Consider the following 15,285-nt stretch of genomic DNA (forward strand, 5'->3'; position numbering starts at 1 on the left):
GGGGGGGGGGGGGGGGGGGGGGGGGGGGGGGGGGGGGGGGGGGGGGGGGGGGGGGGGGGGGGGGGGGGGGGGGGGGGGGGGGGGGGGGGGGCCGTTGGGTTTGTTTTGCGCCCGTGGATTTTGGTCGCCGAAGCTGATGCCCAGCGCCTTGGCCTCGCGTACCAGGTCGCTCTGGGGATCGACAAACTTGAGCTTGCCGGCGACCTCCTCGAGCGGCATGTGGCACATCTTGCCGTCACGCAGGGCAATCATGTAGCCAAACTCGCCGCGTAGGCAGCCCAGTGCCGCCTCAACGCCGCACTGGGTCGCAAAGATGCGGTCCTGGGCGTCGGGCTGACCGCCGCGCTGCGTGTGGCCGGGGATGGCGACGCGGGTCTCGCGACCGGTCTTGGCCTCGATCTCCTTGGCAATGTCGTAGACAATCGACGGACTCGTGCGCTCGGCGAGCTTCTTCTTGTACTCCTTCTTGGGCAGCGCCGCGTCCTCCTTGGAGATAGCGCCCTCGGCGACGGCCACGATCGTAAAGCGGCTGCCGGTCTCCATGCGATGCTCGATGGTCTTGATGACGTTACCCATGTCGTAGGGAATCTCGGGAATCAGGATGACGTCCGCGCCGCCCGCGACGCCGGCGTACAGCGGGATCCAGCCAACCTTGTGGCCCATGATCTCGATAACGAACACGCGGCCGTGACTCGAGGCGGTGGTGTGGATGTCGTCGATGCACTTGGTGGCGACATCGATGGCGCTCGTAAAGCCAAACGTCATTTCGGTGCCCCAGGTGTCGTTATCGATGGTCTTGGGCAGAGCGATAACGTTGAGGCCCTCTTCGCGCAGGCGGTTGGCAGTCTTGGTGGAGCCGTTGCCGCCCAGCATAAACAGGCAGTCGAGTTGCAGCTTGTGATAGGTGTGGACCATCGCGGGCACCTTCTCGACACCGTCGGCCTCGGGAATGTCCAGGCGCTTGAACGGCGTGCGGCTCGTGCCCAAAATGGTGCCGCCGCGGGTGAGGATGCCGCTAAAATCGGCAGGCGTCATGACGCGGAACCTGCTGTAGATAAGGCCCTGGTAGCCGTCCTCAAAACCATAGATCTCGATAGGTTCTTCGCTATTGGTCATAAGCGTTTTGACGATGCCGCGCATGGTGGCGTTGAGCGCCTGACAGTCGCCGCCACTGGTAAGAAGACCGATCCTAAGCATGATGAATCCTTCCGGGCAAGTTATAACATGCGCATAAGTTTACCCCCGCACACTGTTGATACGGGGGTAAAACGTGTTAGCTCAAGCGTATAGAAATGTAAACAACGTCAGGCGAGCGTAAGGTCGACGGGCCTGGCTCCTTACAGCGCGAAGGCGTCGACGTCGCCCCAGTGGCGGCGCAGCGTAATAGCGGCGGCGGGTTCGGTATTGTCAAAGACGACCGACCATTGCGTATTGCTGGTGATGTCTTCCGGATTGGGCTCTTGCGCTGCGGCGCGCAGGGCTTCCCAGGCAATCGTTTCGTCCTGGGCACCGACATGGGCGTCAAGGACATCGGCAATTGCGACGGCGCGCTCTTTACCATGGCCCAGCTCGCCGTTCTTTTGGTTGGGCAGCACTTCGTCGCCATAGCAGGGGTAGAAGTTCGTAACCTGGCGTACAGGAGTCGATTTGAAAGCGCGGTCCGGATCGTGCGGATCCCACTCTGCTACGCGCGCGTCACCGGTGGCGTCGTTGATAAAGAAGTGATAATCGCGTCCTGCCATGGCGTGCATGTCGTAGGCGGAAAGCAGGTCGACAGCTTCTTGCGTGGTGGCGGCACGGTCGAGCACCAGACGGATGGCGAGCGAGGTATTGATGACAGGGCGTTGCGTGTCCTGGTCACAGGGCTTGGAATCCAGGGTGAGTACGGCAACGGACACGCCGCATTCGTTAACACCGTCGAGCTGGGCAAACGGACCCATGAGTGCGGCGGCGCGTCCGGCGACGGAGTCAAGCGGAGTGTTATCGCCCAGGTTGTTAAGGGCGGCAAACCCGATGGAGGTATAGCCGCCGCGTGGGTGATTGCGCACCAGCAGCGCCGAGGTGTCGTCCTTAAAGTCGTAATTGCGACCGGTGCGCACGCGGCCTTCGGCATCTACGGCGACAAAAGCGCTGCAGGCAAACTGGGGAGCCTGGACATGTGCCGGCACACCGGGCAGCACCTGCGCCACCACGGCATCGATGTAGGCCTGGTCGTCGCGCACGCCAGCGGCGATGATGCGATCAAGATCGTAGTCGTAGGCGATGTCGATTGCGTACAGGTCATAGCCATCCGCGTAGCCGGTCAAGCGTTTGAGCGACGCGGCGGACTTGATTTGCTTGCGGTAAAGGATACCGGTGGCAGCGGCAAGGCCGACGGCGACTCCCGCGACACCGCAGGCGATGGCAATGTTACGTGGCTTCATGACGGCTCCTCTCGTCCTGTTAGCGTAATTATCGCAAAAGGAGCGCGGGCATGATGGCTCAACCTGGTGAGTGGCACGGGATTAAACATGGAATGAAGAGTGCGGCGCTGGCGTGGCGGGGTATGCTGGAGGGGACCATCAACCCAGCGAAAGGGGAGAGCATGACGGATCAGGAAACGCCCGAGCGCGCGCATGTGACGGCCGACGATATCGAGGCCGCCAACGACCTTATCGACTTTATCGAGGCGTGCCCCAGCATGTTCCATACGGCAGCGACCATTATGGCCGAGCTCGACGAGGCGGGCTTTACCTACCTGCCCGAGAACGCGGCATGGGACATCGAGCCGGGCGGGCGTTATTACACGCAGCGCAACACCTCGAGCGTTATCGCCTTTAAGGTGGGCGAGGACCTGGCCGCGACGTGGGGCGAGGACGGCGTTGCCGGCGACTATCATTTTCAGCTCACGGCGTCGCACAGCGATTCTCCGACGTTTAAGGTCAAGGCCGTGCCCGAGCTTGACGGCGCGGGCGAGACGCTGCGCCTGAACACCGAGGCCTACGGCGGCATGATCGACTACACCTGGTTCGATCGCCCGTTGGCGCTGGCTGGACGCGTGCTGGTGCGCGAGGGCGGCCGTATTGAGAGCCGCCTGCTTGCCACCGAGCGCGAGGTCGCTATCATTCCGAGCCTTGCTATCCATATGAACCGTGGCGTCAATGAGGGCTTTGCACCCAACCGCGCCGTCGACTTGTGCCCGCTCATCAGCGCCGGCGAGCTTAAGCAGGGCGACTTTGATGCTCTGATCGCCGACGAACTGGACGTCGAGCCCGAGCAGATTCTGGGCCGCGATCTGTTTCTGGTCAATCGTCAGGACGCGCGCATTTGGGGCTGGGCCGACGAGTTTATCTCGACGCCCAAGCTCGACGACCTAGCCTGCGCCTACACCTCGCTGCAGGCATTTTTGGGCGCCGAGAATGCGCATGACATCTCGGTCTTTTGCTGCTTCGACAACGAGGAAGTTGGCTCCGAGACCAAGCAGGGCGCCATGTCGACGTTCTTGGCCGATGCGTTGCGTCGCATTAACGGGTCGCTGGGCTTTGATGACGAGTCGTACCACCGTGCGCTTGCCGCCTCGATGCTCGTGAGCTGCGACAACGCGCACGCCGTGCATCCCAACCACGCCGAAAAGTGCGATGCCCACAACCAGGTCGTGCTCAACGGCGGTATCGTCATCAAGGAAGCCGCCAACCAGCACTACTGCACCGATGCCTTTAGCCGCGCAGTGTTCCAGGCCATCTGCGATGACGCAGACGTGCCCACGCAAGCCTTTGCCAACAAGAGCGATATGGCGGGTGGCTCCACGCTCGGCAATCTGTCCAATATGCAGGCGAGCATGCACGCCGTGGACGTGGGCCTGCCGCAGCTGGCCATGCACTCGAGCTACGAGACCGGTGGCGTGCGCGACGTGATGTACGCGATCCGTGCCCTCACGGCTTTCTACGAGCGCGACCTAAACATCAACGGTGCCGAAAGTGTGGAGCTTTAAAACCTGCCAAAAAAGGACGGGTTTATTTTGGCAGGTTTTATCTGGGCAAATGCCGCAATGTCAACGGTAAGACGGAGCTGCTAAGGCTTGCAGATGAAGCCGACGCCAGCGGAACCGCCGCAGGTAGAGCAAAAGTCAGCGAGAGCCCGCCGTTTGAGCCAAGGTGCCGTGAAATGAAGAGGCGCTGACCTTCTGGTCGCGCCTTTGAAATTGAACGGCAGATTGGCCAAACGGCGGGCTCGCAGCGTCGAGGGGTTCCGGCGTTTGGTAAAACGCCGGAACAATCTAATGCTCAATCCAACAACGTAAAGTTTCGCCGGCCAGCAGGTGACGCAGATTCTCCGCGGCGATGTCGACCACGTTATTGAGCGTGGCGGCCAGGTGGAACCAACCCGAGACGTGCGGCGTGATGAGCATGTTGGGTGCATCCCACAGCGGGCTTGTGGCGGGCAGCGGCTCGGGATCGGTGACGTCGACCGCGGCGCCGGCGAGATGTCCCGATTCCAGAGCGGCAACCAGGTCGTCGGCGACCACAAGATCGCCGCGGCCGCCGTTGGCAAAGAACGCGCCCGGTTTCATCGCGGCGAAGAACTCGGCGTTCGCCAGACCGCGGGTCTCGGGCGTGCTGGGCATAAAGGATGCGACGATGTCGGCCTCTGCCAGGCGCTCAGACAGGGCATCCATGCCGTCCATGTCCTCAAACACAATGGGGTAGACGAGCGGATGGCGCTTGATGCCGCGGACATGCGCACCCATGCTGCGGCAGAGCGTGGCAAAGTGGCCGCCGATATCGCCTGCGCCCAGCACCAGCACGTTGGCGTTTTTGAGCGAGGTGACCGGCCCCAAATCCTCCCAGCGATGCTCGCGCTGCAAGTCGTGATAGCCGGGCAGGCGCTTCATCATGGAAAGGACCATGGCAAACATGTGCTCGCTCACGGCCTGACCGTAGGCGCCGATCGAGCAAGACAGCTTGGCTTCAGCCGGCACGGTGCCGGCGGCAAGGTAGTCGTCATAGCCGGCGGTCTGCAATTGCAACAGCTGGAGATGGTCGCATGCCGTGAGCATGTCAGGGTCGATGTTGCCCAGGATCACGTCGGCATCGGCGACCTGTTCGCGCGTGATATCGCCGGCGCTCGTGTAGATAAAATCCTCGCCCGGAGCGCTCGACTCAAGAATTGCACGATGGCGGTCGTTGACGGGCAGCAAAACCAGGATGTTCACAAGCATTCCTCTCCGCTCAACCTGCCAAAAAGGGACAGGTTTATTTTGGCAGGTTTTATCAGGCAAAACGTTCAAATAAAACGCCGGATGTAAGACGAGCGTGCCCGTCAGCATCCGGCGCATCTACGGCTACCAGCTCAGCAGCTCGTAGCCGTCCTCGGTCACCACGAGCTGTACCTCGCACTGGGCCGAGTCGCTGCCGTCCTTGGTGCGCACGCACCACCCATCGCCCTTGCTAATCTTAATGTCGGGTGCTCCGGCGTTGACCATGGGCTCGATAGTAAAGACCATGCCCGGAACCATGATAGTGTCCACGTCGGGCGCCTCGGTGGTAAAGCCCACAAACGGGTCCTCGTGGAACTCCTTGCCAATGCCGTGGCCACCGTACTCGCGCACCACGCTAAAGCCGGCGTCCTCGACCGTCTTTTGTACGGCCTCGGCCATCACGGAGAGCGGCAGCCATGGCTTGACGGCTGCCAGACCCGCCTCCACGCTGGCGCGGGTGACGTCGACCAAGCGCTGGCGCTCGGCCGAGACCTTGCCGATGCAGAACATGCGGCTCGAGTCGCTAAAATAGCCGTCTAAGATCGTTGAGCAGTCCACGTTGATGATGTCGCCCTCGTGCAGTACGTCCGTATCGCAGGGAATGCCGTGGCAGACTACGTCATTGATCGAGGTACACACGCTCTTGGGGTAGCCCTCGTAGTTGAGGTCGGCCGGCGTTCCACTATGCTCGACGGTGTAGTCGTAGATCATCTGGTCGATCTGGTTGGTGGTCATGCCCGCGGCGATATGCTCACCCACATAATCGAGCACGCCCACGTTGATGGCGGCCGAGCGCTTGATGCCCTCGATATCGGCAGGCGTCTTATAGAGCGTGCGGGGCAGGACGTTCCAGCCCTCTTCCCACAGGCGCTCGAGGCGCTCATCAAAGGAGCTGTGACATTTCTTGTATTTTTTGCCGCTGCCGCACCAGCAAGCGTCGTTGCGGCCAGGCACGGGTCCATTGTCAAACATGGCTAACTTCCTTTCATTCGCAGCTAGTATAGCCCACCCGCAGAGCAGCTAATTTGGGACGGGGCTTTTTTGACTGCTTTTGTCCGCGCGGCCTTGCGCCGCCCATATCGCTCCCAAAAGCAGTCAAAAAAGCCCCGTCCCAAATTAGCTGCTCTTGGGCAGACGGGTGCTAGTAACTCACCTGGCAGGGGATGCCGAGGGCGCGCACGCGTGTGGCAATCGCGTCGAGCGCCTCGGGAGCCGCTTTAGCAAGGCCGGCGACTGGTGTCTCGCGCGCCACCGTGTAGATGGTCGCCTCCTGCGGACGAATGCGCTCAAGCGCCGCGAGCCAGGGGGCAACGTACTCCTCGCCGGTGTTGTCGATGGGCTTGCCCTGATACTCACCGGTCAAAAAGATCGTCTGAATGATAACGTGACCGTCAAAGCTCGCGAACGTCTCGATCTGGTGCTCGACGTCGTAGGGACCAACGGGCTGGTCGAGCAGCTGGATAAATGCCGGATCGACCGTATCGAGCTTGAGGATGTTGTCGTCGACCATCATGAGCGCATCATGCACCTGGGGACGGTCGGCGCGCGTGCCGTTGGAAAGCACGGCAATCTTGGTGTTCGGGGCCAACTGGTCGCGAAGCGCGACAGCGCCGGCAATAGCCTGCGGGAACTCCGGTGCGGCGGTGGGCTCGCCGTTGCCGGCAAACGTGATTACATCGGGCAGCTCACCCTCGACCGTCATCTCGCGTAGTTTGGCTTCGAGTGCGTCGAGCACCACGGCAGCCGTGTTGTGTGGCTCGTGGCAGGGGCGTTCGGCGTTGAGTCCGTTTTCGCAGTAAATGCAGTCAAAGGTGCAAATCTTGCCGCTGGCAGGCATCATGTTGACGCCGAGCGAGAGTCCAAGGCGTCGGCTGCGGACGGGCCCAAAGATGGGGCTGGCATTCAAAAACGTAGACATAGGCATATGCTCCTCGGGACAGTTGCACTTAAGCATAGCATTGGCCCCCGTGCCAATCGCGGGTCTGGACACTGTTGTCTAAGCCGAAACTGTGCAGTCTGGTGAGTTTTCGGAACCCTATCATGAAAGGGTGCGAGTCGGGTACAGTAAACGCACTTAAGTATGCGCAACATGGCGCCAGACTATCCAAGTCGCACCTCGGTGCGGCCTGATGGCGTTGACGATAGGATCACAACATGGATTTTACGGTCGAAAATGCGGGCACCACGATTGCCTGCCGCGAGTATGCCGGCCCGGATGTATCGTCCGATGCGCCCGCCTTGGTGTGCGTGCACGGTGCGTGCGTCGACGGCACATTTTTTGACGGCATCGCCCACGAGCTCACCCGTGACTATCGCCTCATTGCCTATGACCGTCGTGGTTGCGGCGAGAGCGACGATGCGGCAGACGGACGCTACGATCTGGCAGTTCAGGCTGCCGACCTGCGAGCTGTTATCCAACATGCCGGCGCCCCGGCAAATGTCCTCGCGCACAGTGCCGGTACGCTGGTGGCCCTGGAGCTTCTCCGTGCAAACCCCGCCATAATCTCGCGTGCGATTCTGCATGAACCTGCCGTGACGGATGAGGGCGCCGGCCTGGGCGCGGCCCCGGTTTTGCTCGAGATGATCGCTGCGGGAAAGGTCTCCAGGGCGTTACGGGCCTTCCTTGGCGCCATCGGCGATTCGGACCCTGAGGCCCCCAAGTTAACCGAGGCAGAAGCCAAGCATGCCCTGCGCAACGGCCGCAGTTTCATGGCAAACGAATACGGGATTACTATGACCTGCGTTCCCGATTGGGATAGCGTTCGCGCGTCGAAAACGGTGGCCGCCGTGCTCTTGGGTGAACTCTCGATTGGCACGCCCCGCGAGGCGGGCACGAGGATGGCGGCTGAGCTTTTGGACTGTCCACTCGTAATGGTTCCCGGCGCGCACAACGGCCTGCGCGATCGCCCGGCAGCGGCTGCCCAGACTGTTCGTGGCATCCTGGGGCTCTAGCGCTTGCAATAGCCGAAACAGCCTTCACCCGCAAACGTTTCGGCCGTGTTAACAAATGTGCTCAAAACCTCACGTCTGCGGCTTCAATCGCGTCGCCTGCCAACTCATAAAAATGTAACAGCATTCACGTGCTTACCTGCATCGGCAAGGTGTTACCCTTGTAACAATTGGAACCCATCGCTACCATGCGAAACTATCGAAAGGGCCCCATATGCTCAATAGTCACGAGGCCAATCTAACCGACGAGGAGGCTGCCGCTGAGGTCGCCCGCGTCGCGAAGACCTACCCCGTGGTGCGCCTGCTTTCTGCCGAACAGATTAAGAGCGAGCCTAACTGCCTACTCGCCGGCGACCGCTGCCCTTGTCTGCGTCAGTCGAGTCTTGAGGCCTTGGAAGACTCCGATGAGGTATCGGAGCAACTGCTCAACGATGGTGTTGAGTACCGCGCCCGTCTGCGCCCTCTAAAGGTCGAGGGCGAGCCTCGCGTCCTGCTGATGGTGCGTCCGATTGATGAGCAAGAGGCCACAGAAGAGGACCTTGCCTACACCGACGTGCTGACGAGTGTGCGCAATCGCCGATATTACGAGGAAAAGCTCCGCAACGCCCGCATGAATGCCGGCGTTGCGGTGATCGACCTTGATGATTTTAGGGTCGTCAATGATACGTGTGGCCGTCATGCCGGCGACCTTGCGCTCGGTGCTGTGGCGACAGCCATACGCAGCGGAATTCGTTCGACTGACGAGCTTGTGCGCTATGGCTGCGACAAGTTTGTGGTCGTCATGCCCAATATTCCCTCCGATGACTTCACCCGTCGCCTGCATCAGGTATCCGATGCCGTTCATGCCACGATTATTCCGGGCCATGAGTACGTGAGCTTGACGGCATGTGTTGGTGGCGTTCGCATTCATGGCGAGACGGTCGATGAGGGCGTTGGCCGCGCTGTCCAGTTACTGAGCCACGCTAAGACAAAAGCCGGTACGGTCGTGACCGATGCCGATTCCATCGAGGCCTTCCAAAGCCAAAAGCCCCTGGTGCTGATTGCCGACGATTCCAAAGTGAGCCGGTCCATCCTCGGTGAGATGCTCAAGGACGACTATCGCATTCTAGAAGCCGATAGCGGTCGCGCCACGCTCGATGCGGTTGACCGTTATGGTGGCGACCTGTCCCTCGTGCTGCTCGATATTGTCATGTCGGACATGAGCGGCTGTGAGGTGCTGGCCGAGCTTTCGCGTCAGGCAGCCCTCGATAGCCTACCTGTTATTGTGATCTCGAGCGAAGACACCGACGACGTGGTGTTACGTGCTTACGATTTGGGCGCCTCGGACTATATCAGTCGCCCGTTCGATGACCGCATTGTGCGTCGTCGCGTCAACAATATTATTCGACTGTATGCCAAACAGCGTCGTCTGATGAGTCTGCTGTCGCAGCAGTACAATGCGCGCGTCAATAACAGCCGTATACTCGTCGACATCATGGCGAGCGTCATGGAAGTCCGTAATGGCGAAAGCGGCAGGCATGTCACGCATATCGAGAAGTTGACTGAGCTGCTGCTTGGCGACTTGGCGCGACGGAGCGACAAGTACTCTCTTGGCAACGAGGAGCGTTCTTCGATTGCGTTGGCGTCGGCGCTGCACGATATCGGCAAGATGTCGATCGACGATGCGATTCTCAACAAGCCCGGACGTCTGACGCCCGAAGAGTTTGAAATAATGAAGACGCATACTACCATTGGCGCCGACATGCTGCGCAATCTGGGCAGAAACCATGAAGGAAGTGCCCTTTTGGACTATGCGTACCAAATCGCCCGCTGGCATCATGAACGTTGGGATGGTACGGGCTATCCTGACGGTCTTAAGGGCGACGATATCCCCATTGCCGCTCAGGTGGTCTCGGTGGCCGATGTGTACGATGCGTTGACGAGCGTGCGTGTGTACAAGGACGCCATTTCGCAAGAAGAGGCGATTCGGATGATTCTGGACGGTGAGTGCGGCGCTTTCAATCCGCTGCTTATCGAGTGTCTGCTCGAAGTGCGCGATCGCATTGCCGAGACGCTGGAGCGCCCTGCGGACGTTGTCGCGTTCCCTTCGGTTTAAGCTAGGCAAAGGGGCGCCCCGTCGGACCATGTGGCCGGCGGGGCGTCCTTATCTGTTGTGCGGTTCGCGAACTAGCGGGCCTGCTTTACCTTGGCCGCCGCCTCGACAAACGACTTCCACAGGTTAAAGTCGGTCTCGAGCGTCTGCCAGGTGTACTCGGGATGCCATTGCACACCCAGGCAGAAAGGCTGGCCTTCGACCTCGATGCACTCGGGAACGCCGTCGGTTGCCTTGGCGACCAAGCGCGTGCTCTTACCCAGACGCTCGACGCAGCAGTGGTGTGCGGAGTTGGTCTGGATCAGCCTGTGCCCGCCAACCGCGCGCTCCAGAAGCGAGCCCGGCACGACCTCGACGGGATGCACGGGGTCGTTGAGCACGTGGGTATGGCGCCACTGCGTGCGGCCCTCGCGCGCGCCCAGGCTCGGTACGTCCATGCACAGGGTGCCGCCAGTGGCGACGTTGAGCAGCTGCGTGCCGCGGCAGGTGGTAAAGAGCGGCTTTTTGGCGCGGAGCACCTCGTCGACCAGCTTAAACTCAAAGCTATCGCGGATCTCGCAGCAGAGGGTGGGGTCGTAGGGTCGATCATCGCCCCAACGTTTGGGATTGACATCGGGGCCGCCGGGAATAGCGATGCCGTCGGCGATATCGACGTAATGACGGATGACCTCAATGTCCTCGGTGATGGACATCTGCAGCGGCAGGCCGCCGGCGGCAAGGATGGCATCGACAAAAACACTGGCGATTTCCTCGTTGGGGGAGAGTGTCTCGCTCAAAAACGGCTTTGCCTCTTCCCAACGCGGCGCCACCAGGATGAGCGGACGGTCGGAGGGGGCAACGTCGACGTGCGGGGTATAGGACGAGGAAGTACGTGTTCCGATCATGGATGCTGCTTTCGAATCTGAAGGTGACAGGGCGCATGAGAGACGTGGGACAACACTTTCAATGGATTTGTCCCACGGGGTTGCTGGTTAGTGGCCCTTGATGGAGTTGAGGAAGTCCTGGGCGCGCTTGGTCTGGGGGTGGTCGAAGAACTCGTCGGGCGTGCCGGTTTCCACGATTTGGCCGTCGGCCATAAACACGACGCGGTCGGCCACGCGGCGGGCAAAGTTCATCTCGTGCGTAATGACGATCATCGTCATGCCCTGCTGGGCCAGACGGACCATGACCTCGAGCACCTCGTTGATCATCTCGGGGTCAAGGGCGCTCGTGGGCTCATCAAAAAGCATGGCCTTGGGTTGCATGGCAAGCGAGCGGGCGATGGCTACGCGCTGCTGCTGGCCGCCCGAGAGCTGTGCGGGCACCTTATCGGCCTGTTCGGCAACGCCCACGCGGCCCAGCAGGTCCATGGCGCGCTCGCGAGCCTCGTCCTTGGAGACGCCCAGCACGTCGACCGGTCCCAGCATGACGTTCTGCAGCACGGTCATATGTGCGAACAGGTTGAACTGCTGAAACACCATGCCCAGCTCGGCACGCATACGGGCAAGGTCCTTGCCTTCCTGCGGCAGAGGCTCGCCCTCGATGAGGATCTCGCCCGAGTCGATGGTTTCCAAGCGGTTGATGGTTCGGCACATGGTCGACTTGCCCGAGCCCGAGGGGCCGATCACGACGACGACCTCGCCGCGGTCGACCGAGAGATTGATGTCGTTGAGGACGTGCAGATCGCCATAGTGCTTATCGACGTGCTTGAGCTCGATCAGCGGCTGATTGCCGGTGGAAGAGGTGCTCTGTGCCATGGTGCTCGGCTCCTTATGACTGGAAATGGTAAAGCGTTAGCGGATGATGGTCGCGCCGGTCTTGTGCGAAACGTAGACAGCGGCCTTGTTGATCGCGACGTTGATGAGGATGTAGATGACCGCGATTACCAGGTAGACCGACACGAGGGCGTCGTAGTTGGTAATGAGCACGCGGGCATTTTGCATGAGGTCGGGGTAGCTCACCACGTAGGCGACGGTGGTGTCTTTGACTACGACCACAAGCTGCGAAATCAACGACGGAATGATAAACCGAATCGCCTGCGGCAGCACGATTTTAAAGGTGATTTTAGCTTTGGAGAGACCGAGCGCTTGGGCTGCCTCGACCTGCCCGCGCGGCACGGCGTTGACGCCCGCGCGAAAGATCTCGGCCAGCACGCCGGCTGCAGCGAGCGCGACGGGGAGCGTGAGCATCCAAAACGACGGCAGCGCAATTTTGTACTGAGGCAGCACCAAAAAGAAGAAGTAGATGAACAGCAGGCTCGGTACGCCGCGGAAGAAATCGGTGAGCACGCGGCAGACCAGCTGCAGCGGCTTAATGTCGCTGGTGCGGCCGAGCATAAGGGCTAGGCCCAACACCAGCGCGATGGCGCCAGCGGTGAGTGCGACTTTAACGGTGCCCTCAAAGCCGGCAAGCAGGAACTTCCAGGTGGTGAGGTGCGTAAAGAAATACCAATAGTGGACCGAAAGCTGACCGGTCACATAAAAGCGCTGCAACACGAGGACGGCGAGCGCGGCGACGGCAACAAGCGAGATAGCGGTGCCGATGCGAATCTTGGCGCGCATCTTGGGGCCGGGGGCCTCGTAGAGCGCATCGCGCATGGTGAGCGCGGAGGTGGAATGCTTGCTCATCGGAGGATCCTCACCTTCTTATCGATGTAGTTGCCAATGTGGCTCACCACAAAGGCCGTGCCCAGGTAGCCGAGCGCCGAGATAAAGAACGCGGCGACGCCGCCGAGCGAGCGCGTGTTGATGTAGCTCACCACGCCGGTGAGCTCCTGCGGTTGAAGCGGTACCTGGCTGCCGAGTGCGGTGGTGAGCATGACGGCGATAAAGAGGTTGGTCATGGGCAGCACGCTCGAGCGCAGCGCCTGCGGAATCACGATCTTGGCGAGGATACGGCTGAAGCTCATGCCGAGCGAGCGCGCGGCTTCCACCTGGCCGACGCCGACGGTGTTGATGCCGCTCATAAAGTTCTCGGAGCCAAAGGCCGAGCCCAAAAGGACCGTGGCGACGATAACGCAGGTGCGGTAGGGCAGGACGACCTTGAGCGGCGGCAGCGCATAGACGACGATGATAAGCAGCGCGATGCCGGGGATGTTACGGAAGACCTGAACATACAGGTCGCCAAAAATGCGCAGCGGCTTGAGCGGCGACACGCGCATCACGGTGACGGCGACGGCCAGCACCATGGCGATAGCAAACGACTCAAGCGTCATGCCCCAGGTTGCTAGCAGCGCGTCGATATAGTTCTGGCCATAGAGCGACCAGAGCTCGGAGAGACTCATGCGGACCTCCCGCCGATAAGGAAAGGGGCTCCCGTGTGTACGGAAGCCCCGACAACTCAGTGTGGAAACAGTTTAGCGCAATAAAGCGCATCGTGCGTTTCCGTATGGTTTCGTAGCGGCCGTTACTGGGCTCGCTGTCTAGGCGCCGATCTCGGGCAGCTCGGGAACGTTGGTGTCGCCCGTGCGATCGCCGATGCAGATCTGCCACAGCTCGGTCCAGGTGCCATCGTCCTCGATCTTCTTAAGGAAGTCGTTGACAAAGGCGACGCCGTCGGAATCGAGCGGCAGGCCGATGCCGTAGGGCTCTTTGCTGCCGAAGGGCTTGCCGGCGATCTTGTACTTACCGGGCTCGCGGACCAGGGCGCTCTGCTGCATGTTGTTGTCGATGACGTAGGCGTCAACGCGGCCCTGCTGAAGTGCCTGACGGGCCTCCTCGTCGGTCTTGAACTCCTGCTGGCTGGCCTTGGGGGCGAACTCCTCCAGGATGGCGGGGCCGTTGGAGCCGGACTGGACGGCGACGTTCTTGTCGGCCAGGTCGTCGACGCTCTTGATGTCGTCGTTGTCGGCGAGCACCAGGATGGCCTGCTGGGTGTAGTAGTAGGGGCCGGCAAAGGAGACAAGCTTCTTGCGCTCATCGGTAATGGTGTAGGTGGCAAAGACGGCGTCGACCTGGCCGTTCTGCAGGACGGACTCACGCGTGTCCGAGGTCACCTGGGTGATCTCGACCTTGTTCTCGCCCAGAATGTAGTTGGACAGGAGCTGCGCGATGCCGGCGTCGAAGCCACGGGTCTTGCCGTCCTTCTCGTTGAGGAGGGAGAAGAGCGTGGAGGTCTGAACGCCACCGATCTTAAAGACGCCGGCGTCCTTGACGGCCGTGGCCCAGGTGCTGGCGGCGATGGCGTCATCATCGGCCTTGGGGCCGTTGTCGATGAGCTTGTCGAATGCCTTGGCATCGAGCGTGGTGGAAGCCTCGGTGTCCTCGGGGCTCTTGGAGGAGCCGGCGGCGGAACCCTTGTCGGCCTCGGCGCTGGTGTCGGAGCAGCCGGCAAGACCAAGGCCGGCGACGGTTGCAAAGGTGGCGGCGATGAAGCCGCGACGGTCGAAAACGACCTGCTGGGAGAGGTTCTTGCTCATGGTAGAACACCTTTCTCAATAAAATCCCTAGCGGTTGAATAGAGTTATACCCTATCGCGCTCAAATGGGTCAACACGAAATAACTCAGAAACATACTTACCTTATGGGTAATTCTACCTACCAAAAAGGGACAGGTTTATTTTGGCAGGTTTTATCTGGGCAAACGTCAGTTATTGCAGCTGAGATAGCGTTTTGCAGACGGCATGGTCGCTCGCGGCGGTCGCTATAATGGCGGCAACGCGACATATATAAGTAAGGAGATCGCGTATGAACGGCTATTCGTTTTTCGCGCCGACCATGACTTAAAACTACCACAAAGGGGACGGGCACCTTTGTGGTAGTTCTTGCAGATGTGGCGGCTTGCCTCGCTGTTTTGTCTCGATCTGTAACATCTGCAGCCATTTTTGCCGAGTAACTGTTACAGATTGAGATTTTCTCTTTAGGGGGACTTGAGTGTCTCGATCTGTAACATCTGGACGGACAAAAGGTCTCTATCTGTTACAGATTGAGACAAACAACAGGGGCAAAGACGGTTTGTCTAGATCTGTAACAAATTGGGCGAGGATTTGCCCTCTAGGTGTTACAGATCGAGACAATTGAGTTGGGAAAATA

At 60.4% G+C, this 15,285-nt stretch carries 13 protein-coding genes; 3 read left to right on the forward strand and 10 right to left on the reverse strand.

Going from position 1 to position 15,285, the window contains the following annotated elements; genetic code table 11:
- The coding region (locus ACTNDJ_RS06745) for a 6-phosphofructokinase (RefSeq protein WP_441083479.1) at nt 1-1,197 on the reverse strand (1,197 nt) is incomplete at its 3' end.
- Nucleotides 1,198-1,337: 140 nt separating this feature from the next.
- On the reverse strand, nt 1,338-2,423 hold the full coding sequence (locus ACTNDJ_RS06750) for a carcinine hydrolase/isopenicillin-N N-acyltransferase family protein (protein ID WP_441063019.1): 1,086 nt from the start codon (nt 2,421-2,423) through the stop codon (nt 1,338-1,340).
- 161 nt (nt 2,424-2,584) lie between these two features.
- Here ACTNDJ_RS06750 and ACTNDJ_RS06755 point away from each other — a divergent pair, with 161 nt between their 5' ends.
- Nucleotides 2,585-3,970, forward strand: coding sequence for a M18 family aminopeptidase (locus ACTNDJ_RS06755; protein WP_441063020.1), 1,386 nt, complete (start codon nt 2,585-2,587; stop codon nt 3,968-3,970).
- A gap of 285 nt (nt 3,971-4,255) precedes the next feature.
- Here the strand turns inward: ACTNDJ_RS06755 and ACTNDJ_RS06760 are convergent, their stop codons facing one another.
- From ACTNDJ_RS06760 to ACTNDJ_RS06770, 3 genes are all read right to left on the reverse strand, one after another.
- On the reverse strand, nt 4,256-5,197 hold the full coding sequence (locus ACTNDJ_RS06760) for a D-2-hydroxyacid dehydrogenase (protein WP_441056356.1): 942 nt from the start codon (nt 5,195-5,197) through the stop codon (nt 4,256-4,258).
- A 123-nt stretch (nt 5,198-5,320) separates the two neighbouring features.
- Complete coding sequence (gene map / locus ACTNDJ_RS06765) at nt 5,321-6,208, reverse strand: type I methionyl aminopeptidase (protein WP_441063021.1); 888 nt, start codon at nt 6,206-6,208, stop codon at nt 5,321-5,323.
- Between the two features lie 169 nt (nt 6,209-6,377).
- Entirely contained in the window at nt 6,378-7,154 is a 777-nt protein-coding gene (locus ACTNDJ_RS06770) for a radical SAM protein (RefSeq protein ID WP_441063678.1), read from the reverse strand.
- 236 nt (nt 7,155-7,390) lie between these two features.
- On the opposite strand from ACTNDJ_RS06770, the gene ACTNDJ_RS06775 reads away from it, so the two are divergent.
- Nucleotides 7,391-8,188 carry an alpha/beta fold hydrolase gene (locus ACTNDJ_RS06775; protein WP_441063677.1) on the forward strand — a complete coding sequence of 266 codons (798 nt, stop codon included), beginning with the start codon at nt 7,391-7,393 and terminating at the stop codon, nt 8,186-8,188.
- A gap of 211 nt (nt 8,189-8,399) precedes the next feature.
- On the forward strand, nt 8,400-10,280 hold the full coding sequence (locus tag ACTNDJ_RS06780) for a diguanylate cyclase (RefSeq protein WP_441063676.1): 1,881 nt from the start codon (nt 8,400-8,402) through the stop codon (nt 10,278-10,280).
- A gap of 71 nt (nt 10,281-10,351) precedes the next feature.
- On the opposite strand, the gene ACTNDJ_RS06785 is transcribed toward ACTNDJ_RS06780, so the two are convergent.
- The 5 genes from ACTNDJ_RS06785 to ACTNDJ_RS06805 form a co-directional block, all read right to left on the reverse strand.
- Nucleotides 10,352-11,161 (reverse strand): gamma-glutamyl-gamma-aminobutyrate hydrolase family protein, encoded by an 810-nt coding sequence (locus ACTNDJ_RS06785; protein ID WP_427793644.1) that lies wholly within the window; start codon nt 11,159-11,161, stop codon nt 10,352-10,354.
- A gap of 87 nt (nt 11,162-11,248) precedes the next feature.
- On the reverse strand, nt 11,249-12,013 hold the full coding sequence (locus ACTNDJ_RS06790; protein WP_117840240.1) for an amino acid ABC transporter ATP-binding protein: 765 nt from the start codon (nt 12,011-12,013) through the stop codon (nt 11,249-11,251).
- 36 nt (nt 12,014-12,049) lie between these two features.
- Nucleotides 12,050-12,883, reverse strand: a complete 834-nt coding sequence (locus ACTNDJ_RS06795) for an amino acid ABC transporter permease (RefSeq protein WP_373094275.1) — start codon at nt 12,881-12,883, stop codon at nt 12,050-12,052.
- Nucleotides 12,880-13,539 carry an amino acid ABC transporter permease gene (locus ACTNDJ_RS06800; RefSeq protein ID WP_154514877.1) on the reverse strand — a complete coding sequence of 220 codons (660 nt, stop codon included), beginning with the start codon at nt 13,537-13,539 and terminating at the stop codon, nt 12,880-12,882. The genes ACTNDJ_RS06795 and ACTNDJ_RS06800 overlap by 4 nt, the downstream gene beginning before the upstream one ends.
- Nucleotides 13,540-13,677: 138 nt before the next feature.
- Entirely contained in the window at nt 13,678-14,673 is a 996-nt protein-coding gene (locus ACTNDJ_RS06805; RefSeq protein ID WP_441032898.1) for a glutamate ABC transporter substrate-binding protein, read from the reverse strand.
- Nucleotides 14,674-15,285: the final 612 nt, after the last annotated feature.

It is taken from the genome of Collinsella sp. HCP3S3_D1 (assembly GCF_052064015.1).
Lineage (GTDB): Bacteria > Actinomycetota > Coriobacteriia > Coriobacteriales > Coriobacteriaceae > Collinsella.

Coding starts and splice junctions, on each gene's coding strand:
- ACTNDJ_RS06750 (WP_441063019.1), bottom strand. CDS start 2,423: ATGAAGCCACGTAACATTGCCATCGCCTGCGGTGTCGCGGGAGTCGCC.
- ACTNDJ_RS06755 (WP_441063020.1), top strand. CDS start 2,585: ATGACGGATCAGGAAACGCCCGAGCGCGCGCATGTGACGGCCGACGAT.
- ACTNDJ_RS06760 (WP_441056356.1), bottom strand. CDS start 5,197: ATGCTTGTGAACATCCTGGTTTTGCTGCCCGTCAACGACCGCCATCGT.
- map (WP_441063021.1), bottom strand. CDS start 6,208: ATGTTTGACAATGGACCCGTGCCTGGCCGCAACGACGCTTGCTGGTGC.
- ACTNDJ_RS06770 (WP_441063678.1), bottom strand. CDS start 7,154: ATGTCTACGTTTTTGAATGCCAGCCCCATCTTTGGGCCCGTCCGCAGC.
- ACTNDJ_RS06775 (WP_441063677.1), top strand. CDS start 7,391: ATGGATTTTACGGTCGAAAATGCGGGCACCACGATTGCCTGCCGCGAG.
- ACTNDJ_RS06780 (WP_441063676.1), top strand. CDS start 8,400: ATGCTCAATAGTCACGAGGCCAATCTAACCGACGAGGAGGCTGCCGCT.
- ACTNDJ_RS06785 (WP_427793644.1), bottom strand. CDS start 11,161: ATGATCGGAACACGTACTTCCTCGTCCTATACCCCGCACGTCGACGTT.
- ACTNDJ_RS06790 (WP_117840240.1), bottom strand. CDS start 12,013: ATGGCACAGAGCACCTCTTCCACCGGCAATCAGCCGCTGATCGAGCTC.
- ACTNDJ_RS06795 (WP_373094275.1), bottom strand. CDS start 12,883: ATGAGCAAGCATTCCACCTCCGCGCTCACCATGCGCGATGCGCTCTAC.
- ACTNDJ_RS06800 (WP_154514877.1), bottom strand. CDS start 13,539: ATGAGTCTCTCCGAGCTCTGGTCGCTCTATGGCCAGAACTATATCGAC.
- ACTNDJ_RS06805 (WP_441032898.1), bottom strand. CDS start 14,673: ATGAGCAAGAACCTCTCCCAGCAGGTCGTTTTCGACCGTCGCGGCTTC.